The following is a 22,336-nucleotide window of genomic DNA, read 5'->3' on the forward strand; positions in this document are numbered from 1 at the left end:
TTATTGCGCTTCTAGAAGAAGTCGCTCTGGATAAAACCGAAATCCATCAGCTCTGCATCGCCCACCGGCTTGAACTCATTCATCTGGCTCTTGGCGGTCAGCGGCATGGGCGGATCGAGCAAGACATTGGCCTTGTCGTAACCCTCACCCAGTACGGCGAAGACAATGCCATTCCAGCCTTTGACGAAATCGTCACGGGAATAGCGCTTGTGGCCCAGTACCGGGTCGCCGATATACACCCAGTCCTTGTCGGCCCGCTGCATCACCACGAAGTGCTTGTAGCCACGGATTTCCAGCAGCACCACCACCGGGATCTTCACGGTCAGCAAGGTATCCGGCGCGATCTTGTAGCCGCGGGCACGCATGCCGATGCTTTCGAGGTAGCGCTTCATGTCCAGCATGGAAAAGCCCTGGGTTCGTACTAGGTCCTGGTCGGCAGTGACCAGCATGCCTTTGATGATGTGGGCTTCGTCGACATCCAGCCAATAGGCCTGGCGCAAGATGGTGGCGAGCGCTGCCGCACCGCAGCTGAAATCGGTTTTCTGTTCCACCAGGTTGGCGAAGCGGCGCTCACGGATGCTCTCGACCTTCTTGTAGATCACCGCGCCGCCGGGCATGGCGGAGATCGCCATGGTGCCTGCCCAGGTCGTGCCGGTGAGCAACATCAGGAGGGTGAAGGTCGCAAGGCGCATGATCGATTCACCTGCTGGACACTGGAATAAGAAAGGGCCTTGTTGCCAAGGCCCCGTTGGATCAGAAGCGCACGCTGCTGCTGCAGACGCTGCAACCCTGGCCGATCGACAGGCTGTTGCTGCCGATATTGCCCTGACCAGCTTGCAGGTTTACTCCTACGTTACCGGAGTTGCGGTTGATCGAGTTGTCGAGGCTTGCGTTGTTGGACACGTACTGGGGCTTGCCACCGTAACCATGGCTACTGGCGGCCGCATTGAGATAGGTGTTGTTAAGCGAGGTTTGCTCGGTGTTGGAAGCTGCTGCGATGTTCTTGCCGTCGGCGGTGGTGATGGCCAGGTTGTTTTTACCCTCGTTGCCTTGCCCGGCCTGGCCGTTGTAACCCAGGTTGCCAGAGTTGCCGATGAGGGAGCCGTCCAGGGAGGCGTTGTTTTGCGTGCCTTTATTGACGAAGTTGTTGTCCGCACTGCGTTGATTCACATCGACCACCGCAAACACCGTGGCAAAGTCACCTTTGGCGCTGGAGATGGCAGCGGCGTTGTCACCCAGGTTACCGGAGCCCGCCTGATTGTTGACTCCAGTGTTACCACTGTTGCCGTTTACCGAGCCATCTGCAGACGCGTTGTTTTCGGTCTTGGTGTCGTTGAACTTGTTGCCCGCACTGTTTTGCACATCCGTGACAACAGCAGCCACCACGCCGGTGGGTTGAGGGGTTGGATGCCAGCCACCCGCTTGAGCAGCAGCAGCCATGAGCGCGGCGAGAGCGAAAACCAGTGGTTTGAGCGCCATTTGAGGTTTCATGGTGTTTCTCCTTGCTTCTGATTAGTTGGTTAAGTGTTGGTACGGCCTAACGAACGTCTATCAAGCGGTCACTTGATAGTGATACCCAGGGTGTTAGCCACTCGGTTCCCCACCCCGGCACTCTGGTTCACCTGAATCACACCTCGGCTGCCGGTGAAGGCCTGGTCGCTGGTAACGACCTGGCGGCTGCCAGTGGTGGGGGTGAGCCCTGAGTCCGTTGCCAGCGTCGTCGTGTTCTGTTGCAACAGGACGCTGTCATCGATGCTTTGCGGGCCAGGGTTGAGGCTGATCCGCACCGCATTGATCGATTGGTTATTGGCCCCGGCCGACTGGTTGATGCCCAGTACACCGTTGCCATTGGTAAAAGAAGTGCCCTGGATCGCCGCCTTGGCGTTCAGGGCCGGGTCGACCTTGCCATTGAGGTTCTGGATGTCGACGGTGGTGGCCTGGCCATCGAGCGCAATCGCGCGGCTGTTGGACGTTTGTTGCTGGGTGCCAGCTGCCTGGTTGATCGACAACACACCTTCATACTGCTGGCCGCTGTTGTTGATCACCGCGGTGTTGTCGGCCATGGCCGAGGCGCTGCCCAGCAGGGCGAAAATCAACAGGGCGCGATTCATCACTTGCCCCCCATCATGCTGCCGAGGTTATTCAAAGGCGCCATGCCGCGCTGGATCGAGTCGCTGATCTGCCCGCCCATACTGCTGCCCGCACCATGGCCGGCGGCTGCGCCAGTACCCAGTGTCGACATGCCGTGCTGTGTGGCGCCAAGGCCGGACAAACTGGCATTGGGCTGGATGGAGCGGGCGAGGCTTGCGCCGCTGCTGATACCGCCAATATCCGCGTCGCTGAGTTCGCCGGACAGGGCGTTGATAATCTCTTTGCTGGGGTTGGCGTTGGCGGTAGTGGGGTAGGGATCGGGGCCGAAGGCCGGGCGGCCGACCATATGCCCCTGCACATTGCGGCCCGTGACGATAACGCCGTCACCGGCAACGCTCGGAATACTGATACCGGCGCTGAGTACACAGCTGACCAGCAGTGCGGTCATCGAACCTTGAGCAAGTGTGTTCACGGCGGCAGTCCTTATGCTTCACGCTGACCCTAAACAGCGTTGTCAGGGAAAGAGCAGAAGCCGTGCCGCTTTTGATTTTTTGTTGATTTACAGATGGTTATGTTTAAAGCCAGGCAAAGTGATGGCAATGCTGTTTCAACGTTGAGACAGTCCCCCGGCGCTTGAGACAGGCCCATCCTCAACTCGCACTGTCTCAGCGATGTAACACCGCCCATGACAAAAGGATGAAACCGCACAAAGCGGGCGATCCAGGGGCAGGAGGTGTTTCAAAACTGAGACTGCGGGCGTGAGCGAACCCACTCCCGCATGGGGGCTCAGCCCTTGGGGGTTTTGCCTGGGATGGAATTGAGTACGGGGTTGCCGTCCTGGTTCTGGGTCAGGTAGACCGGCAGCACCTTGGGCAGGGAGGGAACGAGGTTGCTGACTTCGTTGATATTGTAGATACCGCCGATGCGGATCTTGCCGGTACCGGCGTCTGCCAGCATGACCGGCGTTTTCAGGTAACGGTTGATCAGCGGCAGCGCATCCGCCAGGGGCAGGTTGTCGAGCACCAGTTTGCCGTGGCGCCATGCCAGCGCGCTGTCATCAGGGCTGATGGCGGCGACTTGCGGTGTGTCGTCACCCTGGCGAAAGCTGGCCTGCATGCCTGGGCTCAGCGGTACACTGGCGTGCTCCGCGTCGCTGGAAACCTGCACCGAGCCTTCCAGCAATATCACCCGCACCTGTTCGTCGTATTCCCAGACGTTGAACTGGGTACCGGTTACCCGCACCTGGCCTTCGCCGGCCCGCACAATAAACGGGTGTTCGCGGTCGTGGGTCACCTTGAAGAACGCTTCGCCCTTTTTCAAGGTGACCCGGCGCTGATCCTTGTAGTGGCTGTAGACCAATTCGGTGCCCAGGTTCAACTCCACCAGGCTGCCATCGCCGAGGGTGATTTTTTCCAGGCCATTGGTAGCTTCGAAATGTTCATAGGAACTGGGCAACCAACCGGCTTCCCAGCCAGTAAAGGCCGCAAGCGGCAATGCGGCAAGGCAGACGGCTGCGGCCACTGCGTAGTTGCGTAACCGGCTGCGTGGCTTGACGTGGGGCACCCTCGGGGCAGGTGGGGGGCGGGGCAGGTGATCGGCCACCTCCCAGATTTCCAGCATGGCCGCATATTCGAAGGCGTGCAGCGGATGGGCATCGTGCCATTGGGTGAAGGCCTGACGTTCCTCCGCCGTGCAATCGGCAGCATGCAGGCGCATGCACCAATGCGCAGCGGCATCGGTGATCGCATCGTATTCGGCTTCTGGAAGGGGCTTTTCGCTCATTGACTCATCCTGGTTTGCCGCATTCTAACCCCCCAAGGCAGGCGGCGAGAACCGCCATCATGGCGATTGCACATCAATTGGAACTTATTCTTATTTGGTAATACCTAAAATATCAGGACAAGTGTCCGGCATTCCCACAATGGAGTACGAATATGTTGAAGAAAACCTTAGTCGCCCTGTGTGCAACCTCTGCGCTGCTCAGCGCCGGCGCCGCCCTGGCCGATAAGCCGGGCGCCGGCTGGATCCCTATCGAAAAGGCCATTGAAGTGGCGAAGACCAAGGCCGGATATATCGAGGTTTACTCGGCTGAAGCCGACAACGACGGTTACTGGGAAGTCAAAGGACGCAAATCCGACGGCACTGTTTATGAAGCCCGTATCGACGGCGCCTCTGGCAATGTCCTGCGCGACCAGAAAGACTGATTCGCCCGCTGGGGGCCGCTCAGGCCCCCGCATCCAGCATGCGCCCCAAGTGTGTGACCAGGTAGGCAACTGAATCGGCGTTGGAGAGAATGACGTCGATACGTTTATCGATATTACTCATGAAGACCTGCCGCGCCTCCGCCAGGGTCTTGGCCCCGGTAGCACTCAAGACTTTGCGCTTGAGGTAATGGGTCGTGGTGAAAAAACCGTAATCCTCCCAGGTGTTCGAAATGTCATCCCAGGTCTTGAACAGTATCCGTTCGGGCGTCAGGGTGGACAGTGCTGTGGTTTGCAAATCATCCTGGCGGGTCTTCACCGCCTGGGCGCCGGGCTTGGCCGTGTCGATCAGGTCGCGAAATGGTTCTACGCAGCGTAGGTAGGCGATGTCCGCGGTTTTGAACCGCAGGTGCGTCAGTTCATGGATCAGCGTAGAGGCCCTGGCGTGGGCCACCATATCGAAGGGCACGCTGAGCCTGTTCACGTAATCGGTCAGGTTTGGATCGAAGAAGCGGTCGAACAGATACACTTTGCGTTCGCTGTCGTTGACCAGCACCATGGCGTATTCATTGGTGGGGTCGGCCAGGCTGTCGCCGATGATAAAACGCATCGAGTCAGGGCCGGTCAACGTGGGGTCGCTTAACTCATCAAGTATCCCGTCGATGATGGTGTCGATTTTCTTGACGTGGTCCGGGCTCAGGTTGAGAGCGCCGAACAGCTCGCACAGAAACAGGCCAACCCGGCTATCAGGGGAACGCAGGGTGGCAAACAGCTGGAGGTTGCGCTTGCAGTTAACGGCGTAGTACGTCGCCACATTCAATGCTTCGTCGATGGCCTGGGCTTTCCAGCTGGACACGGCGGCAATCTCACGCATGCCCCGTGCTTGAATGTTGATGTCGCGTCTTTCGGCCCGTAGTGTTTTATGGTGCGTCCAGGCTTGGCCGAAGCGCGGTTTATGCACGCTCAGGTCCAACACCCATCTACCCTCCGAGTTACGGCCTACATAGGGGCCGTGTTGATCGTCGCTGTCCAGACGCCACTGGTCTTTGGTTTTCTTTACCGGGTACACCTTGCCGGCCAGCGGTACATAGCCTTGGACGCTGGTCTTGTCCGTGTAGACATGGGTGGACATGTCCAGCGCAAGGTCCTGCAGGGCGACGTCGTGGGTCTCAAAAGGCTGCAACCGCGTACGTGAAGCGGCGGTGATGTCCAGGGTGTCGTGGGTGGTGGCCGCCGGCAGTTTGCCCTCCGGCAGGTCGACCACGTCTGCCTCATCGGGTGGCGGGGTTTCGCTGCCGTCAAGCTCGCTGTACAGCGAGGCCATCTGCACCACGGCCAGGATGAAGCTCTTCATCGCGGCTTTCCATTGGTGCAATTGCAGCGCTTCCATTGAGCGCTTGACCAGTTTGTAGCTGCGCCACACCACCAGCGGATAGGCGAGTTTGCCTGCCATGAAGTGCACTGCCGTGGGAATACCCTTGCCGAGCAGAGCGACCACCTTATCCCAGAGCAACTGGGCCCCGTGTTCGAATTGGCCGGCGAGCATCCTGAGCAGGATCAGGGTGTTTTCACTGAACAGGTAGTGCAGCAGGTTACCGGTAACTGGAGAGGTAGCCAGTTGGATATCTGATGGGCGATAACGGTGGTTGTGCAGCAAGTTGCGGTAAACGGCCTGGTGTGGGTCTTCCAAGTGCTGGAGGACCCAGTCCTGCAGTTCGCCCGGTCGCTCCAATTCATCCAGCAGCGCTTGTTCGCTGGCGTATTGCTTGAGCACATGGTGTTCGCTGTAGGGCGCATACAGCACCACGGGGCCGGCCTGCTGGCTGTCGGCGTTGATCAGGTACATGCCCAGTACCTTGGCGGCAGTGGCCCCTTCGGTCGCGACCAGTTCCACGGGCCGGATCAGCGCCGAGGCGCCCTCCAATGCCGCGCGGGCCAGGGCGTCAGGCATATCGAATACCTGCCGGACCCAGCCCAATGCCTGGGCCGACAGGCGTTCTTGCAACTGTTGCTCGTGGGCGTACTGCAACACCTGCCATGGCAGTTGTCGGCAGAACCGGCGCCGGCGTGTGCGGGCGGCCTCGGTGCGGGTGTCCAGCGCGGTTTGTAATCGCTTCTGGTAGACCGATTTCAAGTCCAGCTGCCGAACCATCTGGATCACTGCGGTGGCATCGAGTGTGTCTGGCAACGGAGTGGCGGTGCGCGAGCGCGGGCGGATAATCTGGCTGTTCAGGTCGGGCCAGTGGCGCAAGGCAAAGTCGGTCAGGCTGTAGTCGTGGATATCGAGGGCCTGGTGCACGGGAATCAGCACGTTATCGGGGCTGATGGTCTGTTTGGGAAAGCGTGCCTGGAGCAGCTCCAGCAGGGCAGCGAAGGTATGTTCGCGAATGGTGGTGATGCCATGCAGGTAGTCTTCTTCCTGCGGGGCGCTGTTGTGGTATTGCTCCAGCAGTTCGGCATGGTGGATCTGCTCCTTGGCCGGCGCCATTGCCAGCCAGACGGGCAGGGCCTGCTGGGTGATCATGGCTTCGGCCAGCGCCTTGGCGCGCGCCAGGTTGGTGGGCGCCGGAGTCTCCAGCAGCGCATCCAGGCGGTCCTGCACCGCGCGCGCCGGCAAGTCCATGGCCAGCAGATGATCCACCGCGTCCATGACATAGTCGCCGTAGCTGTCCAGGCGATTGTCCAGCAGGTTATCGTCAATGCGTTGCAGTGGCCCCAGCCGGTATTCCCGGTGAGGCACGCGTTGGGAAAACGACAGGTTCTCCAGCAGCGAGAGGCGTTTGACCGGATGCGCCAGGCGCCGGGTAAGTGTCTCGCGCAGGGCTGTGACCGACGGAAATACCTCATGGCCACGCCGGGGCGTCCACAGGGTTGCCTGGCCCGAGTGCCTCGGGTCCAGGCCGCCACGTTCGGTCAGTACAAACAGGTTGGGCAGTGGCAGCAGCGCCTCGGACGTGCCCTGCTGCAAGGCCAGTGCAAAGGCATCCGGGAGAAAGCCGTTGATCCCGTGACGGGTCAGGCGCACCAGGCTGTCGGTGCGCAACACCGCATCGAGAATGGCGTGGCTGCGCGCCGGCAGGAATTTACCCAGCAGTCGCAGTTCGGCCTCGCTGCGCAGGCCAAGCAGCATTGAGTGCGTGTGTTTATCCCGGATGTTTTCCAGGAACAGGCGCGGCAGCTCGCGCATCTCGTGACCGGCAAAGACCTTCAATACCTGTTCGATGAGGTTGTTAAAAACCTTCAGACTGATGCTATTGAGCTGTTCGGCCACACCCTGGTCGTGTTTTTTGTAGAAACCGGTCCTGGAAGACACCGGCAGCGGACCATATTCCTCGCCCAGGCGTTCGATGAAGTGCTCAACCATGCTCAAGGACGAAAGGGGCATGCGTTCTTCGCGCTGCTGGGCGCGAGAGGCATAGGTATTGACATAAACCTCATCGGCCTTAAGGTCCAGGTGTCGCTTTTGCAGTTCCGTGTCCAGGGCCAGGGCTACCATGCTGCGCAATGTCGGGTGCCGGGCGCGTTCGATGTCCAATCCTTGCTCGGCAGCTTGCAGGCGTTGCAGGTGCAGCTTGGCCCGTTCAGCCTGCACGGTCGAAGGGCGGCCATTACCGCTGGTCACGGGGTGCACGCTCCAGCGCCCGTCGGTTTCCAGGTCGGCCAGGCGATTGTCGAGCATGCTGCGCACGTCCAGGGCGTAATCGAGCAAGGCATCCGCGTCCACCTGGCCGGCGCTGCTGCGGTAGAGGCCCAGGGCATGGTCCATATTACTGATCTGCTTGGCGGCGATGTCTTCGATCATGCCGGTGAACACATGCCCGGTAACGGGATGCGCGGCAATATTGATCTGGTCAAGACCGATAAAGGTGTTGCGCTCGTCCAGGGACAGGAAATTGAGCAATTCATCTTCGTGCCCGGCCGCCTTGAGCATGCTCAACAGCGTGTCTTTGAGGTCATCCAGGTCTTCGAGTACCTGCAGGCCCCGGGACTGGGTGTAAAGGTAGGCGTGGTTTTCATGCAGCATCAGGGTGCTGGCCAGTTCCACGTAGTGCTGGTAGGGCGCGTAGACACGCACTTTTTCCACGCTCAGGTTGGCGGCGTAGGCGCTGCGAGCACCCTGGTCGCTGAGGAACATGGCCTGGAGCATGTGACTCTCGTCGGCGCTGAGGATGCCGGCCTGGCGCTTGAGCAGTACATCGAGGCGAAATTTGTCTGCCATGACTTGCGCAAACAGTTCCAGACGCGAGGTGCCGCCGCCGATGTCTTCGTTCCAGTAGGTCTGCAGCAGGCTGTCGAGCAGTTTGGACAGCGTGCCGGAGGTCTGTTCGACGAGGTGCTCCCAGCGCTCGCGGTCTTGTTGCAACTGGGCTGTGGTGAAGTCGGTGGTGACATGTTTGGGGTTGAAGAACTCGCGGGTTTGCCCCGAGGGCCAGGCATGCTTCACATAGAACAGCAGGAGCGCTTCACGTAGCGGCAGGGAGTCGGTCCAGTGTCGCTCGGCATCCGTGGGGCTTTGCATGAAGCAGTTGACCCGCGTATCACGTTGATCCAGGCCAGGGAAATACGGGTGGGCCATGATACCGAGCAGGGTGTCGAGCATACCGGACAGGGTGGGGGTTTTCTGCAGGTGCGCCAGCATGGCGTGTACGTTGGCCTGCTGGCAGGCCTGCAGGGTTTGTTCCTGGTCTTCCATGACGGCACCTTCGACCAATGTGGTCGTCAGCGTCATGGCCGTGCCCACCGTCAGGCTGTTGCGCTGGGCAACCGACAGAAAACAGAGCAAGTCGACACGCTGCACCGGGTCGGCCAGTGCCTGGCTGACCTCGGCGAGCAGCGTGGCATGGCTGTCAAACACCTGGATACCGCCATAAGGGGTGTACAGCAGGGCCTTGTTACCGTCCGGGCTGGAGCTCATCAGGAACGCACCGGCCAGCGGGATCGCGGTTTTGCCCGTGACCTTGATCAGCAGCTTTTCGACACGCATGGGCGGGCTTTGCAGGCGCGTATCCTGGCGGCCGGCATCGCTGGCGTAATACACCCCGTGCAGCCATTCCAGATCCTTGACCGTCAGCCCCAGGGCGCGTTCGCGCTCGCTCAGTGTCGAGCGATTGACGGGTTGCAGGAATTCATCGAAAAAATACGGCGGGGTGACGCGGGTCATGGCCTGGCTCCAGCGTGAATAAGGAAAACCAGGGTAGGCAGCGCGTTGTGCCAGGCGGGGGTAACTATTGAGTCACGTCGTAAGTTGACAGCGAGCGCCGTGCGTGGTGTTTAATCGACGGCCTGGATATCCATTCGTTGCCCCTTCCAATCATAAAAACGGAGCTTCAAATGTCTGCACAGTCTCCGACAGTTGCCACGGCTTCAACCTCGATCCCGTTCACCGAACTGGTGACCTTGCTACAACAGGTATTTGTCCGGCATGGCACGTCGCCCGAAGTGGCTTTGGTGCTCGCGCATAATTGTGCCAGCGCTGAACGTGACGGCGCCCATAGCCATGGGGTGTTCCGTATTCCCGGGTATGTCTCGACGCTCGGCAGTGGCTGGGTCAGCGGCAAGGCGGTGCCGGTGGTAGAGGATATCGCCTCCGGATTTGTACGGGTGGATGCCAATAACGGCTTCGCCCAACCGGCCCTGGCGGCGGCGCGCAGCTTGTTGGTAGAGAAGGCCCGCAACGCCGGGATCGCCTTGCTGGCGATTCGCAATTCCCACCACTTCGCCGCGCTGTGGCCGGATGTGGAGCCCTTCGCCGAAGAAGGCCTGGTGGCGCTCAGCGTGGTCAACAGCATGACCTGCGTGGTGCCCCACGGCGCGGATCGTCCGCTGTTCGGTACCAACCCGATTGCGTTTGCCGCGCCCCGCGCCGATGGCCCGCCGATTGTGTTTGACCTGGCCACCAGCGCCATCGCCCATGGCGATGTGCAAATTGCCGCACGCAAGGGCGAGCGCTTGCCCCTGGGCACCGGGGTCGACAGCCTGGGCCAGCCGACCCAGGACCCCAAGGCCATCCTGGAAGGTGGCGCGCTGCTGCCGTTCGGCGGGCACAAGGGCTCGGCCTTGTCGATGATGGTCGAACTGCTGGCGGCGGCGCTGACTGGTGGCAACTTTTCCTTTGAGTTCGATTGGTCCAACCACCCCGGCGCCCGCACACCCTGGACCGGCCAGTTGCTGATCGTCATCGATCCGGCCAAAACGGCAGGGCAGGGCTTCGCCGAGCGTAGCCAGGAACTGGTGCGGCAGATGCATGCGGCGGGACTGCGGCGGTTGCCGGGAGACCGGCGGCATCGCACGCGGACGAAGTCTTTGCAGGAGGGGATTATGTTGGAGGTGGAGGTGCTGCAGCAGTTGCGCGAGCTGGCGGGTTGAAACAAGGGCGTGGCAGCGGAAGGCCGCTGCCACGCCATGGATCAGTTGCGGCGACCCAGCAACAGGCCGACCACCAGGCCGAAACCGGCGGAGATCGCCACGGTCTGCCATGGGTGACCACCGATATAGGTCTCGGTGGCATCGACCACCGGCTTGCTGCGTTCACGCACGCTGGACAGCGAGTCCAGGGCTTGCTTGAGCTTGATGGCGACCTGCTCGCGCAGGGTTTCACCTTCTTCGCCCACCAGGGAAGCGCTGCTTTTGAGCAACTTGTCCGACTCTTCGATCAGCGCGGTCAATTCGCTGAAGGCTTGGTCCTTGATTTGTTCTTCGACAGCTTGGGCGGCGGTTTTGCGGGCCATTGGGGTGACTCCTTGCAGGTGAATGTGACAGTGAACAATGGAGTGTCGGGCAGCGGCAAAAGTTGCAGTTATTTTCCCGGGCGTTCAACTGCGGCAAAATCCGGATCGGGAACCTTAGACCTACAGTGTAAGATGTCACTTATTTGTGCAGCAGGTAATTCAATATGAGCTTCAATCTCGCCAACAAGACCCTCGCCGAACGCGCCGAGCTGGAAGATGAAAAGTCCCGCCTCTATGACCTGTGGCAAACCAACCTGGGCAAGGCCAAGGGCGAGGCCGCGCGGTTGTTTGGCGAGCGCGCCAAGCGCAAGGGTAAGTGGGCCGAATGGGTGCGTGCCGAACTGGACGGCATGTCGCCGCCGGAGTTTTCCAACATGGTGCGCAGTGAAGTCAACAAGTTGATGGCGGCGGCGAAGTAAAGCACGCCACAACCGCCTCGCGCACCTTGAGCAACAGCGGATCAAGCTGGGCCTGGGTGCGCCAGCCCAGCTCCACCGGGTAGCGCGGCAACGCCAGAGGGCAGGGTAGTACGCGCAGGCCGGTCATCTGTGCAATGGCTTGGGCTGCATGCCCAGGAATCGTCGCCACCGCCGAACTGCCCTTGAGCAGATACGGCAGCGCGGCGAAGTGGCTGGTAGACGCGCACACCTGGCGGCTCAAGCCCAGCGCTGCCAAGCCTTCGTCGGTTATGCCGATAAACCCGCCTGACGACACCAGCACATGTTCCCGCAAGACGAACTCCTCAAGGTCGATACGTTGCTGGTCAGGTGCCAGGCTGGGCGGGTCTACCAGGCAGCGATAATTACCTTCTCCCAATACCTGTCGGCTCAGCCTGCGCTCGGCAAAGCCGCCGGCGGTGATGGCCAGGTCCAGGTTGCGGTCAAGCAGGGCGTCGGCGACGATCTGGCTGTGGGTCTGGCGAAAGATCACCCGCAGTTTCGGCAGGCGCTGGGCCATGGCGTCCATCAGTCGACGGCCGTAGGCAATCTCGAAGTCGTCGGACAGCCCCAGGACCACCGAGCGCCCCTCGTAGTGCTGGTTATCCGGGTTGATCATCGCCAGGCTCTGCCGACAGCGATCCAGCGCCTCGCTGATCACCGGTTTCAACTGATTGGCGCGCAACGTCGGGGCCAGGCCGCGCCCGGTGCGGATGAACAACGGATCGCCATACAACTCACGCAAACGCCGCAAGCCGGCACTGATCGCCGATTGCGTCACCCCCAGGCGCAGCGCTGCGCGGCTGGCGCTGGACTCGTCATGCAGGGCTTCGAAGGTTTTCAGCAGGTTAAGGTCGACCTGGGCGATATTCATTTGGCTCATATCATTTAGCACTGGAGTGGGCTTTATTCATGATCGAACCTGGCTGGAGAATGGGCAACCCCCACTATTGGAGTGATCCTGATGCCTGTTTCTATCGTCGCTGCCTTGCAAATCGGTTCCTTGCCCAGTGGCAAGGCTGAAACCCTCGCGCAGATCCTGACTTTTGAAGATGAGATTGTGCGCAGTGGCGCACAGTTGGTGGTCATGCCCGAGGCGCTGTTGGGCGGCTATCCCAAGGGCGAAAGCTTCGGTACGCAATTGGGTTATCGCCTGCCCAAAGGGCGTGAAGCCTTTGCGCGATATTTTGCCAATGCCATCGACGTGCCGGGCGTGGAGACCGAAGCACTGGCCGGGTTGTCGGCACGTACCGGTGCCAGCCTGGTGCTCGGGGTGATCGAGCGCAGTGGCAGCACGCTGTATTGCACAGTGTTGTATTTCGAACCGTCGAGTGGCCTGGTTGCCAAGCATCGCAAGTTGATGCCGACCGGTACCGAACGGCTGATCTGGGGCAAAGGCGATGGATCGACGCTGCCGGTGATCGACGCGGCAGTTGGACGTATCGGCGGCGCAGTGTGCTGGGAAAACATGATGCCGCTGCTGCGTACCGCCATGTACGCCAAAGGGGTGCAGGTGTGGTGTGCGCCCACGGTAGACGAGCGCGAGATGTGGCAGGTGAGCATGCGCCATGTCGCCCATGAAGGGCGCTGTTTTGTCGTGAGTGCCTGCCAGGTGCAGGCATCGCCAGAGGCATTGGGTGTCGAGGTGGCCAACTGGCCCGCAGATCGCCCGTTGATTGCCGGCGGCAGCGTGATTGTCGGGCCCATGGGTGACATTCTGGCTGGGCCATTGCTGGGAGAGGCGGGTTTGTTGACGGCGCAGATCGATACGGATGATTTGGTGCGCGCACGCTACGACTATGACGTGGTGGGGCACTACGCCCGGCCGGATATTTTTGAACTGACCGTGGACGAACGCGCCAAGCCCGGCGTTCGCTACATCACTGATTGAACCGGGTCAAACCAAGGCTTTTGTAGGCGCGAGCTTGCTCGCGAAAAACCCACAGGCGCTGCGTTTGTTCAGGAAACACGCGTTATCGTTGACGTTTTTCGCGAGCAAGCTCGCTCCTACAGTTGATCTTCAGCATTCGCGGATTTGGATCAGATCTTTCTCGCATCACCAGGTGGCGGTATTGGGCAAATCCAGGGTGCCACGCTCTACAAAGCGCATGGTGCCGAACAACCCGCCCGCCAGTTTGCCACGCAGCACGTAGGGCAGGTTATTCAGGCTTTGGGTCTGGCTCAGGCCCAGGGTCTGGCGCAACACCGAAAACGCCGAAACGCTGACCGGCACCATCAGCACCGTTTCGGAGAAACGTGGGATGCTGCCGGCCTGGTCACTTACCCCGGACGCCAACGGTCGGCCATTGACTTCCAGATCCAGGGCAACGCCGTTGTAGTCGATTGCCGTTTCATTGGGGTTCTGCACCCGCAGCTTCACCGCGAAGCGTACTTCCAGGTCCTGGCTTTGCAGCGGCTCGATGCCCACGACGTTGATATTGACCGGGTCCCGGTTGGGGAACAGCGCGCAGGCGCTCAAGGTCAGCAGCAACAGCGATAGAACCATGAGCTTGCGCATATGAAAGGTGCTCCTATTGTTTCGTGACGTCCGGGTCTTGCATGACCTTGAGGGTAGAGGACTCCGGATCGAATTCATCTTCTTCCAGCTCTATGAACTCTTCGGGCAGGAAAATGTTCAGCAGGATTGCACAGAACGCGCCCACGGTGATCGGCGACTCGAAGATGTTGTGCAGCGCCTTGGGCAGGTCGCGCAGTACTTCCGGTACGGCGGCAACGCCCAGGCCCATGCCCAGGGAGATTGCCACGATCAGTACATTGCGCCGGTGCAGGCCGGCTTCGGCGAGGATCTTGATCCCGGCCACGGCCACGGTGCCGAACATGATCAGGGTGGCGCCGCCCAGTACCGGCTTGGGCATCAGTTGCAGCACCGCGCCGATCATCGGGAACAGCCCCAGCAGCACCAGCAGGCCGGCGATAAAATACGCCACGTAGCGGCTGGCCACGCCGGTCAATTGGATCACGCCATTGTTCTGGGCGAAGGTCACCATCGGCAGGCTGTTGAAAGTAGCAGCCATCGCCGAGTTGAGGCCGTCGGCCAGCAGGCCGGACTTGATGCGCTTGATATACAGCGGGCCCTTGACCGGTTGCTGGGAAATCATCGAGTTGGCAGTCAGGTCACCGGCGGCTTCCAGGGGCGAAATCAGGAAGATCACCGCCACTGGGATAAACGCCACCCAGTCGAACGAGAACCCGTACTTGAACGGCACCGGCACGCTGATCAGCGGCACCTGGGGCAGGGCGGCCATGTCGACCCGGCCCAGCCACCACGCGACAAAGAAACCCAGGCTCAGGCCGATCACGATCGAACCCAGGCGCAGGAACGGGTTGCTGAACCGGTTGAGAACCACGATGGTCAGCAGCACCAGCGCCGCCAGGCCCATATTGCCCGCGGCGCCGAGGTCGCCGGCGCCATAGCCACCGGCCATGTCGGTGACGGCCACCTTGATCAGCGACAGACCCATCAGGGTAATGATGGTGCCGGTGACCACCGGGGTAATCAGCTTGCGCAGCTTGCCGATAAATTGGCTCAGCACCACCTCGATAAACGCAGCGAAAAAGCAAATGCCAAAGATCGTCGACAGGATTTCATCGGTGCCGCCGCCCCGGGCCTTGACCATGAAGCCGGCGCTGAGAATCACGCTGATAAACGAAAAACTGGTGCCTTGCAGGCACAACAGGCCCGAGCCCACCGGCCCGAATGTACGCGCCTGCACGAAGGTGCCGAGCCCCGAGACAAACAACGCCATGCTCACCAGATAGGGCACCTCGCTTTCCAGGCCGAGTACGCCGCCGACGATCAGGGTCGGGGTGATGATGCCGACGAAACTGGCCAAGACGTGCTGCAGGGCGGCAAATATCGCGGCGGTGAAGTGCGGGCGGTCTTCCAGGCCATAGATCAGATCGGATTTATAGCGCGGGCGGGGGGCTTGAGCGTCAGACAAAATGATGGCTCGGGTCGGAAAATGGAGGCGAAGAATGCCAGAAACCGCCAGCCGTCAGAAGTGTAAAAAAATATTAATAAAGCCCCTGCGCAAAACCCCGGCCCCGGCCGATAGTGAATATAGGCCCACATTACAACGACAACAGTGGTGACCAAGGTCTGGCAGTGCGTTGACGCTGACGGATCGTTTCGCGGCAGGGATGCTCGCAAACACTACTTCTGAGAGCAGCCCTATGTCCCTTCGTCATCTGAATATCGCCCCTCGAGCGTTTCTCGGTTTTGCCTTCATTGCAGTGTTGGTGGTCATCCTGGGGGTGTTTGCGGTCAGCCGCATGACGCAGATCCGGCAGTCTTCCGTGGACATGAGCGCGACCCAGTTGCCCAGCGTGACGTCCCTGGGCAACATCACTGAAAACGTACTGCGCATGCGCATCCTGTCGTTCCGGGTGTTGGTCAATCGAGAACCGGCTGCCCTGCAAGAGGCCGAAACCCGCATCGGCGTGCTGACCGACAAGGTCAAGGCTGCCCAGGCCCATTACGTCCAGTTGCCGATGGGCGAGCAAGAGGCAGTGATGTACAAGACCTTCAGCGTGACGCTGGATAACTACCTGAAGGCCCAGGCCGACATGCTGGTGCTGTCCAAGCAAGGCAAGGTCGATGAAATGCGCGCACTGATCAACAGCCGCATCAAGGACGGCACCGACCAGATGGGCGAGCAGTTGAACAAGCTGATCGCCCTCAATGCCGCCGATGCGAAAACCGCTGACGCGGCGGCTGGGCAAAGTTACGAGGGCGCAATCACCGGCGTGGTGGCGGTGTCGGTGGTGGCCGCATTGCTTACCGTGCTGTTGGCCTGGCTGCTGACCCGCAGCATCGTCACGCCATTGCGTAAAGCCGTGGAAGTTGCCGAAACCATTGCCGCCGGCAACCTCAGCAAAACCTTCGCGGACGATGGCAAGGATGAACCTGCGCGCTTGCTCAGTGCCTTGTCGAGCATGCAGGCCAACCTGCGCCAGACCATCCAGCATATCGCCGGCTCAGCCACGCAGCTGGCTTCGGCGGCAGAAGAGCTGAGTGCGGTGACCGAGGAGGCCTCCCGCGGCCTGCAGCAACAGAACAATGAGATCGACCAGGCCGCCACGGCGGTCAACGAGATGACCGCAGCGGTAGAAGAAGTGGCGCGTAATGCTGTCTCCACCTCCGAGGCCTCCGGGCAGTCCAACCAGGCGGCGCGCGATGGCCGCGACCGCGTGATGGACACCGTCGGCGCGATCCAGACCATGACCCAGGATGTGCAAAACACCGCTGTGATGATCGAAGGCCTGGCAACTCAAGGCCGGGATATCGGCAAGGTCCTCGACGTGATCCGCGCGATTGCCGAGCAGACCAACCTGCTGGCGCTCAACGCCGCGATTGAAGCCGCCCGCGCGGGTGAGGCCGGGCGCGGCTTTGCGGTGGTTGCCGATGAAGTGCGGGCCCTGGCCCATCGCACCGCGCAGTCTACCCAGGAAATCGAGAAGATGGTCGCCGGCATCCAGAACGGCACCGGTGAAGCCGTGCAGTCCATGCAGCAAAGCAACCAACGCACCCAGGCCACCCTGGAAATGGCCCGGGCTGCCGGCGTGGCCCTGGAGCAGATCACCCAGTCCATCAGCCTGATCAACGAACGCAACCTGGTGATTGCCAGCGCCTCGGAAGAACAGGCCCAGGTCTCCCGCGAAGTGGACCGCAACCTGGTCAACATCCGCGACCTGGCCACCCAGTCGGCGGCGGGCGCCAACCAGACCAGCGCAGCCAGCCATGAACTGTCGAGGTTGGCGGTGGATTTGAATGGGATGGTGGCGCGGTTCGTTATCTGACCTGAAAGGCAGGCAAACATCTCTGTCAGTGGCCGGTTTTGATAGTTCGCTGAACTGGCCGCTGCTGGGCACTACCTGTCAATGTTGACAGTAGACGCTACCGTACAGCGGGCGGTATTACTCGGGACATCATTCAATCCACAAAGATGAGGTGGAGTATGGTTTCCGCAGAGAATCAAAAAGGCTCTGAAGAATTACTGCCGGCGCCTGGTATTCCTGGAGAGTTGAACCCGGAGGGGTTGATTTCCGTCGTTGATGCAAGAAAAGGCTTTCAATTTGAATGCAAAGTTAATCAAGCATTTAGAAATGATGTGCTTAGCGTTCTAATAGATGACGCGCCAACGCCTATCTTTAATAGAACGATTGAGCATGACATAGGGCCTGAGAGTCCACCGTTTGAGTTCATCCTCCCCATTCGTTTCGCCACAGAAGGTGTTCATCATCTGAGACAGCAGCTCAATGGAGCCCAGCCGTCGCCTAAAAAGCAGTTCATCATCGATTTCACGCCTCATTACTCATCTGGAGCGCCACCAGCACCCAGACCTCCTGCTGATTTACCCGATGGTAAAGTCACATCCATTTATCTTGATGATAACGGCGGGGTGTTGTTTTCGTTTGAGGATCCAGAGGGTTGGGCGCCAGGAGACACCATGAGACTTTATTGGGACTGGTCCGACGGCGTTCCTTTGGAAACCGTGCCGCTGAGGGAATTCGGTAACACCTACCTCCTGACAGCCACTGTCATACGTAGTACAGGGCCTGGGCGATTTCTATTTTATTACGAGCTAATGGATCTAGCAGGCAACGTGAGTCGGCGCTCTCGATCATCGTCACTTGAGGTCGATATTTGAAATGCAATCAAATGTGGGAGGCCCCACTAAGTCTTCGACATAGCGCTGTCGCGCATCAAACTGGTTCATCGTAAGGTTGAAGAACGCGTGCGGGGCAAAGGCCGTAGCCAGCACTGGTGTGTCAGCACCCGAGTGGGAGAGTGGCCTGCACGGTATCGGCGTGGAGTCATTGTCGGCACAGCAAGCTGTGACCACGTATAAGAGAGTGAATCCGCTCGCCACCGTGTACCCCGCCCGCGTCGTTCAATCCTGCGAGGAATTGTCATGACGCGCAAGAACCAAAAACGTTTTGAGGTTATCCATCCCGACTGCGGTGCTGTTGATGTGGGCGGGCGTGAGCATTTGGCCGCTGTTGATCCGACGAAATGCGATGAGCCGGTTAAACGATTTTCAACCTTCACCGATGATTTGCATGCCATGGCCGATTGGTTTGAGTCCATGGGAGTCAAGGTGGTGGCGATGGAGGCGACCGGCGTTTATTGGATCCCGCTCTTCGAAATACTCGATAGACGAGGCTTTGAGGTCTACCTCGTTAACTCCCGCGCGACGCGGCAGATAACCGGACGCAAGTCCGATGTACTGGATTGTCAGTGGATTCTTCAGCTCATGACGCATGGCCTGTTGAGAGGTGCTTTTCGTCCTTCGGACGACGTGTGTTCATTACGCTCACTGGTCCGTCAGCGTGGCAATAAGGTGCGCGATCAAGCCAAAGCTCTCAACCGGATGCAAAAGGCTTTAGTCCAGATGAACATCCAACTGGCTCAAGTCATCAGTAACATCGCAGGCGTGACGGGCATGAGCATTTTGCGGGCAATTGTTAATGGCGAGCGCGATCCCGAAGTGCTGGCAATGCTTAGAGACAAGCGTGTTAAAGCCGATCAAGCCACCGTCGCTCGTAGTTTGCGGGGTAATTGGCGAGCTGAGCATCTGCATGCACTGAGTCAAGAGCTGGCGGCTTATGACTTCCTGGAAAAACAGATTGGTGAGTGCGACCAAGCCATCGCTTTTACGCTTGAACGCTTGCCTGTTCTTCAAAACGAGGTCGTGTGCCCGGCTAAAACGCTGCGCAATCCACACCGCTCGAATGAGCAGCAATTGATCCTGCATCGAGCGCTGAACAAAGTGATGGGGGTGGATTTAACCGCAATTCCTACTATCGGCATCGATACTGCTTTGGTCTTGGCCAGTGAACTGGGACCGGATTTATCAAAGTTTCCGACCTCGCAGCACTTTTGTTCGTGGCTGGGCCTCGCGCCGCCAACGCGTATTTCAGGAGGAAAAACCTTGCCTGGAAAATCTGTAACCGTGATTAACCGAGCTGCGCAGGCTTTGAAGCAAGCCGCTTCTATCGCACGCAACGACAAAAGCTTTATCGGCGCAAGCCATCGGGCGCGCCTAACCCGGATGGATACCTGCTGCGCAATCAAGGCGACAGCGCACCAACTGGCACGGTTGATTTACGCAATGCTGACCAAGGGCCAACCCTACGTTGAAAAAGGTATCGCGGAATTCGAAGAAAGAAGCCGTGGCCGGCAGATGCGCGCCTTGGAACGCAAGGCACGCAAGATGGGACTGCAGTTGGTAAAAGCGGCTTAAATTTTAAGAGCAAAAACAATGGGTTATTTTATGTTTGATAAGAGGGGGCCCGCGAAGACGTCAGCCCATCAAACATTGATGTTGGCTGACCCACCGCTATCGGGAGCAAGCCCCCTCCCACAGGAGGCATGGTGTGTCAGTGGGTTTGGGTACAGGCAATCCAGTGCGCGGTTAGGCCATATCGATCAGGCGACGCAGGGCAAATGTGGGAGAGGGCTTGCCCTCGATGGCGGTGGGGCAGTGACAGATAAGCTGGCTGACCCACCGCCATCGGGGGCAAGTCGAATCGTCGCACCGCCCCTCCCACATGGGTTCACTGTTTCCAGACAGCCGTGTTCACCAAGTTTTTTGGCCGCTTACCCGACAAGGCCTGCAGCAGATTATCCACCGCACACTTGGCCATCGCCTCCCGCGTCTCATGGGTGGCCGAGCCGATATGCGGCGTCGCCACCACGTTGTTCAAACGCAGCAACGGCGAGTCGTGGCTGAGCGGTTCTTTCTCGAACACATCCAATCCCGCCGCCCGGATAGTGCGCTGCTTCAACGCATCGACCAGCGCAGCCTCGTCCAACACCTTGCCTCGCGAGATATTGATAAAGATCGTCTCCGGCCCCATCAGCGCGAACTCTTCGGCGCCAATCAGCTTCTCGGTTTCAGCGGTCAGCGGCAGGGTCAGGCAGACAAAATCCGCCTCTTTGAGCAAGTCCTGGAGGCTTCGGTACTGCGCGCCAAAGCGCGCCTCCACCGCCGGTTTGGGCGAATGGCTGTGGTAGATCACCGGCATGCCGAAGCCAAAATGCCCGCGCTGGGCCAAGGCTTCGCCGATGCGGCCCATGCCGATGATACCCAACGTCTTGCCATGCACATCGCTGCCGAAATGCGCCGGGCCGATGTTCTTGTTCCACTGGCCGGCACGCACCATGTCGGCCAGCTCGACCACACGCCGGGCGGTCGCCAGGATCAGGGCAAAGCCGGTGTCGGCGGTGGTTTCGGTGAGTACATCCGGGGTGTTGCTGAGCAGGATGCCGCGTTGGGTCAGGTAGTCGATGTCGTAGTTGTCGACCCCGACCGAGACGCTGGCCACGGCTTCCAGCTTGGGTGCCAGGTCGAGCAACCGGGCATCCAGGCGCAGGCTTGCACCCAACAGACCATGGGCGCTGGGCAGTGCATCACGCAGTTTGGCCAGGCCGGTCTCATCCAGTGCATCGATCAGCGTGACCTCGGCCTGCTCATGCAGGCGGGCCATCAGCGGCGCGGAGAGTTTCTTGTACAACACAACAGACTTTTTCATGAGGTTTTTACCTTCAACTCCAGGGTTGGCACCGGCGAGCGGTCACTCGCGCCGGGCTTGAGGAAAATCGTCAGCACCACCGACAGCAGCAACGCGCCGCTCATCAACAGGTACGAAGCGCCGGGCGAGCCGGTGCTGCTGTTGAGGTAGCCCACCAGGTAAGAGCCGCCGAACGAGCCCAGCGCGCCCATGCTGTTGATCAGCGCCATGGCGCCACCGGCGACGTTGGCCGGCAGGATTTCCGGGACGATGGCGAAGAACGGGCCGTAGGGTGCATACATGCACGCCCCGGCGATCACCAGCAGGGTGTAGGACCACCAGAAATGTTCCGCGCCCAACATGTAGGACGCGTAGAAGGCGATGGACGCGATCAACAGCGGTGGCCACACAAAGCGCTTACGCTTTTGCAGCTTGTCCGAGCCCCAGGACACCACCAGCATGCCGATCACCGCTGCCAGGTACGGCAGCGCCGAGAGCCAGCCGGCTTCGACCATGTCCATTTGCAAGCCGGCCTTGAGGATCGACGGCAGCCACAGCACAAAGCCATACACGCCGATGCTCCAGCAGAAGAATTGCAGGGCGAGGATGATCACCTTGGGCGAGCGGAACGCCTCGGCGTAGTTCTTCACCGCCTTGATCCCCACCTGTTCGGCGGCGAGGGCGGTTTCCAGGTCTTTTTTATGCTGTTCACTGAGCCACTTGGCGTCGGCGGGTTTTTCATCCGCCAGTTTCCACCAGATAAACGCCCACAACACCGCCGGCAGGCCTTCGATGATAAACATCCAGCGCCAGCTGAAATGCTGCACCAGGTAGCCCGAGACCACCGACATCCACAGCATGGTCACCGGGTTGCCGAGGATCAGGAAGGTATTGGCCCGCGAGCGTTCGGCACGGGTGAACCAGTGGCACAGGTACACCAGCATTGCCGGCATCACCGCCGCTTCGACGACCCCGAGCATGAAGCGGATGGCGATCAGCATATAGGCGTTAGACACTACGCCGGTCAGGGTCGCCAGGCCGCCCCAGAGGATCAGGCTGACGAAGATCAGTTTCTTGACGCTGCGCTTCTGCGCATAGATCGCCCCGGGTACCTGGAAGAAAAAGTAGCCAAGAAAAAACAGTGCACCGAGCAGCGATGACATGCCCGGTGTGATCATCAGGTCTTCGGCCATCCCGGAGGCGGCGGCAAAGCCATAGTTGGCGCGGTCCAGGTAGGCCAGGCTGTAGGTGATAAAAACGATGGGCATGATGTACCACCAGCGGCGGGTGGCGAGTTTCACGGTTTCCATGGGGTTGCTCCTGAGCTTGTTGTAGTTGTGGC

The 22,336-nt window shown here is 59.9% G+C and carries 19 protein-coding genes; 7 read left to right on the top strand and 12 right to left on the bottom strand.

Annotation, left to right across the window (positions count from 1 at the left end):
* Positions 1-11: 11 nt before the first annotated feature.
* The 5 genes from QYQ93_RS13175 to QYQ93_RS13195 all read right to left on the bottom strand — a co-directional run bounded on the left by QYQ93_RS13175 (position 12) and on the right by QYQ93_RS13195 (position 3,873).
* Complete coding sequence (locus QYQ93_RS13175) at positions 12-692, bottom strand: C39 family peptidase (RefSeq protein WP_338477149.1); 681 nt, start codon at positions 690-692, stop codon at positions 12-14.
* Positions 693-753: 61 nt separating this feature from the next.
* Positions 754-1,491: a hypothetical protein gene (locus QYQ93_RS13180; protein WP_043050703.1), complete on the bottom strand. Its 738-nt coding sequence runs from the start codon at positions 1,489-1,491 to the stop codon at positions 754-756.
* Positions 1,492-1,559: 68 nt separating this feature from the next.
* Positions 1,560-2,111 carry an adhesin gene (locus QYQ93_RS13185; RefSeq protein ID WP_338477150.1) on the bottom strand — a complete coding sequence of 184 codons (552 nt, stop codon included), beginning with the start codon at positions 2,109-2,111 and terminating at the stop codon, positions 1,560-1,562.
* Entirely contained in the window at positions 2,111-2,539 is a 429-nt protein-coding gene (locus QYQ93_RS13190; protein ID WP_419178721.1) for a hypothetical protein, read from the bottom strand. Before QYQ93_RS13190 ends, QYQ93_RS13185 begins: the two co-directional genes overlap by 1 nt.
* Positions 2,540-2,877: 338 nt before the next feature.
* Positions 2,878-3,873 (bottom strand): FecR family protein, encoded by a 996-nt coding sequence (locus QYQ93_RS13195; protein WP_043050706.1) that lies wholly within the window; start codon positions 3,871-3,873, stop codon positions 2,878-2,880.
* 152 nt (positions 3,874-4,025) lie between these two features.
* On the opposite strand from QYQ93_RS13195, the gene QYQ93_RS13200 reads away from it, so the two are divergent.
* A complete protein-coding gene (locus tag QYQ93_RS13200; protein ID WP_043050707.1) occupies positions 4,026-4,295 on the top strand; it encodes a PepSY domain-containing protein in 270 nt (89 codons plus the stop codon).
* 19 nt (positions 4,296-4,314) lie between these two features.
* Here the strand turns inward: QYQ93_RS13200 and QYQ93_RS13205 are convergent, their stop codons facing one another.
* Positions 4,315-9,453 carry a dermonecrotic toxin domain-containing protein gene (locus QYQ93_RS13205; RefSeq protein WP_338477151.1) on the bottom strand — a complete coding sequence of 1,713 codons (5,139 nt, stop codon included), beginning with the start codon at positions 9,451-9,453 and terminating at the stop codon, positions 4,315-4,317.
* 170 nt (positions 9,454-9,623) lie between these two features.
* Here QYQ93_RS13205 and QYQ93_RS13210 point away from each other — a divergent pair, with 170 nt between their 5' ends.
* Positions 9,624-10,658, top strand: a complete 1,035-nt coding sequence (locus QYQ93_RS13210; protein ID WP_338477152.1) for an Ldh family oxidoreductase — start codon at positions 9,624-9,626, stop codon at positions 10,656-10,658.
* Between the two features lie 41 nt (positions 10,659-10,699).
* On the opposite strand, the gene QYQ93_RS13215 is transcribed toward QYQ93_RS13210, so the two are convergent.
* Entirely contained in the window at positions 10,700-11,020 is a 321-nt protein-coding gene (locus tag QYQ93_RS13215) for a DUF883 family protein (protein WP_043050710.1), read from the bottom strand.
* Positions 11,021-11,184: 164 nt separating this feature from the next.
* On the opposite strand from QYQ93_RS13215, the gene QYQ93_RS13220 reads away from it, so the two are divergent.
* Positions 11,185-11,439, top strand: a complete 255-nt coding sequence (locus tag QYQ93_RS13220; protein ID WP_003190904.1) for a hypothetical protein — start codon at positions 11,185-11,187, stop codon at positions 11,437-11,439.
* Here the strand turns inward: QYQ93_RS13220 and QYQ93_RS13225 are convergent.
* Positions 11,411-12,331 carry a LysR family transcriptional regulator gene (locus QYQ93_RS13225; RefSeq protein ID WP_338477153.1) on the bottom strand — a complete coding sequence of 307 codons (921 nt, stop codon included), beginning with the start codon at positions 12,329-12,331 and terminating at the stop codon, positions 11,411-11,413. The genes QYQ93_RS13220 and QYQ93_RS13225 overlap by 29 nt on opposite strands.
* Before the next feature lie 90 nt (positions 12,332-12,421).
* Here QYQ93_RS13225 and QYQ93_RS13230 point away from each other — a divergent pair, with 90 nt between their 5' ends.
* Entirely contained in the window at positions 12,422-13,348 is a 927-nt protein-coding gene (locus QYQ93_RS13230) for a carbon-nitrogen hydrolase family protein (protein ID WP_338477154.1), read from the top strand.
* Between the two features lie 165 nt (positions 13,349-13,513).
* On the opposite strand, the gene QYQ93_RS13235 is transcribed toward QYQ93_RS13230, so the two are convergent.
* Complete coding sequence (locus QYQ93_RS13235; protein WP_043050713.1) at positions 13,514-13,975, bottom strand: LEA type 2 family protein; 462 nt, start codon at positions 13,973-13,975, stop codon at positions 13,514-13,516.
* A gap of 13 nt (positions 13,976-13,988) precedes the next feature.
* A complete protein-coding gene (locus QYQ93_RS13240; RefSeq protein ID WP_043050714.1) occupies positions 13,989-15,419 on the bottom strand; it encodes a nucleobase:cation symporter-2 family protein in 1,431 nt (476 codons plus the stop codon).
* 232 nt (positions 15,420-15,651) lie between these two features.
* On the opposite strand from QYQ93_RS13240, the gene QYQ93_RS13245 reads away from it, so the two are divergent.
* The 3 genes from QYQ93_RS13245 (at position 15,652) to QYQ93_RS13255 (ending at position 19,724) form a co-directional block, all read left to right on the top strand.
* Entirely contained in the window at positions 15,652-17,277 is a 1,626-nt protein-coding gene (locus tag QYQ93_RS13245; RefSeq protein WP_338477155.1) for a methyl-accepting chemotaxis protein, read from the top strand.
* Between the two features lie 158 nt (positions 17,278-17,435).
* Positions 17,436-18,128: a hypothetical protein gene (locus QYQ93_RS13250; RefSeq protein ID WP_338477156.1), complete on the top strand. Its 693-nt coding sequence runs from the start codon at positions 17,436-17,438 to the stop codon at positions 18,126-18,128.
* Positions 18,129-18,392: 264 nt separating this feature from the next.
* A complete protein-coding gene (locus tag QYQ93_RS13255; RefSeq protein WP_338475978.1) occupies positions 18,393-19,724 on the top strand; it encodes an IS110 family transposase in 1,332 nt (443 codons plus the stop codon).
* A gap of 313 nt (positions 19,725-20,037) precedes the next feature.
* On the opposite strand, the gene QYQ93_RS13260 is transcribed toward QYQ93_RS13255, so the two are convergent.
* A complete protein-coding gene (locus QYQ93_RS13260) occupies positions 20,038-21,015 on the bottom strand; it encodes an NAD(P)-dependent oxidoreductase (protein ID WP_338477157.1) in 978 nt (325 codons plus the stop codon).
* Complete coding sequence (locus QYQ93_RS13265) at positions 21,012-22,304, bottom strand: MFS transporter (protein WP_338477158.1); 1,293 nt, start codon at positions 22,302-22,304, stop codon at positions 21,012-21,014. Before QYQ93_RS13265 ends, QYQ93_RS13260 begins: the two co-directional genes overlap by 4 nt.
* Positions 22,305-22,336 lie beyond the last annotated feature (32 nt).

This window comes from Pseudomonas khavaziana, from assembly GCF_036704165.1.
Taxonomy (GTDB): Bacteria; Pseudomonadota; Gammaproteobacteria; order Pseudomonadales; family Pseudomonadaceae; genus Aquipseudomonas; species Aquipseudomonas khavaziana.

Coding starts and splice junctions, on each gene's coding strand:
- QYQ93_RS13175 (WP_338477149.1), bottom strand. CDS start 692: ATGCGCCTTGCGACCTTCACCCTCCTGATGTTGCTCACCGGCACGACC.
- QYQ93_RS13180 (WP_043050703.1), bottom strand. CDS start 1,491: ATGAAACCTCAAATGGCGCTCAAACCACTGGTTTTCGCTCTCGCCGCG.
- QYQ93_RS13185 (WP_338477150.1), bottom strand. CDS start 2,111: ATGAATCGCGCCCTGTTGATTTTCGCCCTGCTGGGCAGCGCCTCGGCC.
- QYQ93_RS13190 (WP_419178721.1), bottom strand. CDS start 2,539: ATGACCGCACTGCTGGTCAGCTGTGTACTCAGCGCCGGTATCAGTATT.
- QYQ93_RS13195 (WP_043050706.1), bottom strand. CDS start 3,873: ATGAGCGAAAAGCCCCTTCCAGAAGCCGAATACGATGCGATCACCGAT.
- QYQ93_RS13200 (WP_043050707.1), top strand. CDS start 4,026: ATGTTGAAGAAAACCTTAGTCGCCCTGTGTGCAACCTCTGCGCTGCTC.
- QYQ93_RS13205 (WP_338477151.1), bottom strand. CDS start 9,453: ATGACCCGCGTCACCCCGCCGTATTTTTTCGATGAATTCCTGCAACCC.
- QYQ93_RS13210 (WP_338477152.1), top strand. CDS start 9,624: ATGTCTGCACAGTCTCCGACAGTTGCCACGGCTTCAACCTCGATCCCG.
- QYQ93_RS13215 (WP_043050710.1), bottom strand. CDS start 11,020: ATGGCCCGCAAAACCGCCGCCCAAGCTGTCGAAGAACAAATCAAGGAC.
- QYQ93_RS13220 (WP_003190904.1), top strand. CDS start 11,185: ATGAGCTTCAATCTCGCCAACAAGACCCTCGCCGAACGCGCCGAGCTG.
- QYQ93_RS13225 (WP_338477153.1), bottom strand. CDS start 12,331: ATGAATATCGCCCAGGTCGACCTTAACCTGCTGAAAACCTTCGAAGCC.
- QYQ93_RS13230 (WP_338477154.1), top strand. CDS start 12,422: ATGCCTGTTTCTATCGTCGCTGCCTTGCAAATCGGTTCCTTGCCCAGT.
- QYQ93_RS13235 (WP_043050713.1), bottom strand. CDS start 13,975: ATGCGCAAGCTCATGGTTCTATCGCTGTTGCTGCTGACCTTGAGCGCC.
- QYQ93_RS13245 (WP_338477155.1), top strand. CDS start 15,652: ATGTCCCTTCGTCATCTGAATATCGCCCCTCGAGCGTTTCTCGGTTTT.
- QYQ93_RS13250 (WP_338477156.1), top strand. CDS start 17,436: ATGGTTTCCGCAGAGAATCAAAAAGGCTCTGAAGAATTACTGCCGGCG.
- QYQ93_RS13255 (WP_338475978.1), top strand. CDS start 18,393: ATGACGCGCAAGAACCAAAAACGTTTTGAGGTTATCCATCCCGACTGC.
- QYQ93_RS13260 (WP_338477157.1), bottom strand. CDS start 21,015: ATGAAAAAGTCTGTTGTGTTGTACAAGAAACTCTCCGCGCCGCTGATG.
- QYQ93_RS13265 (WP_338477158.1), bottom strand. CDS start 22,304: ATGGAAACCGTGAAACTCGCCACCCGCCGCTGGTGGTACATCATGCCC.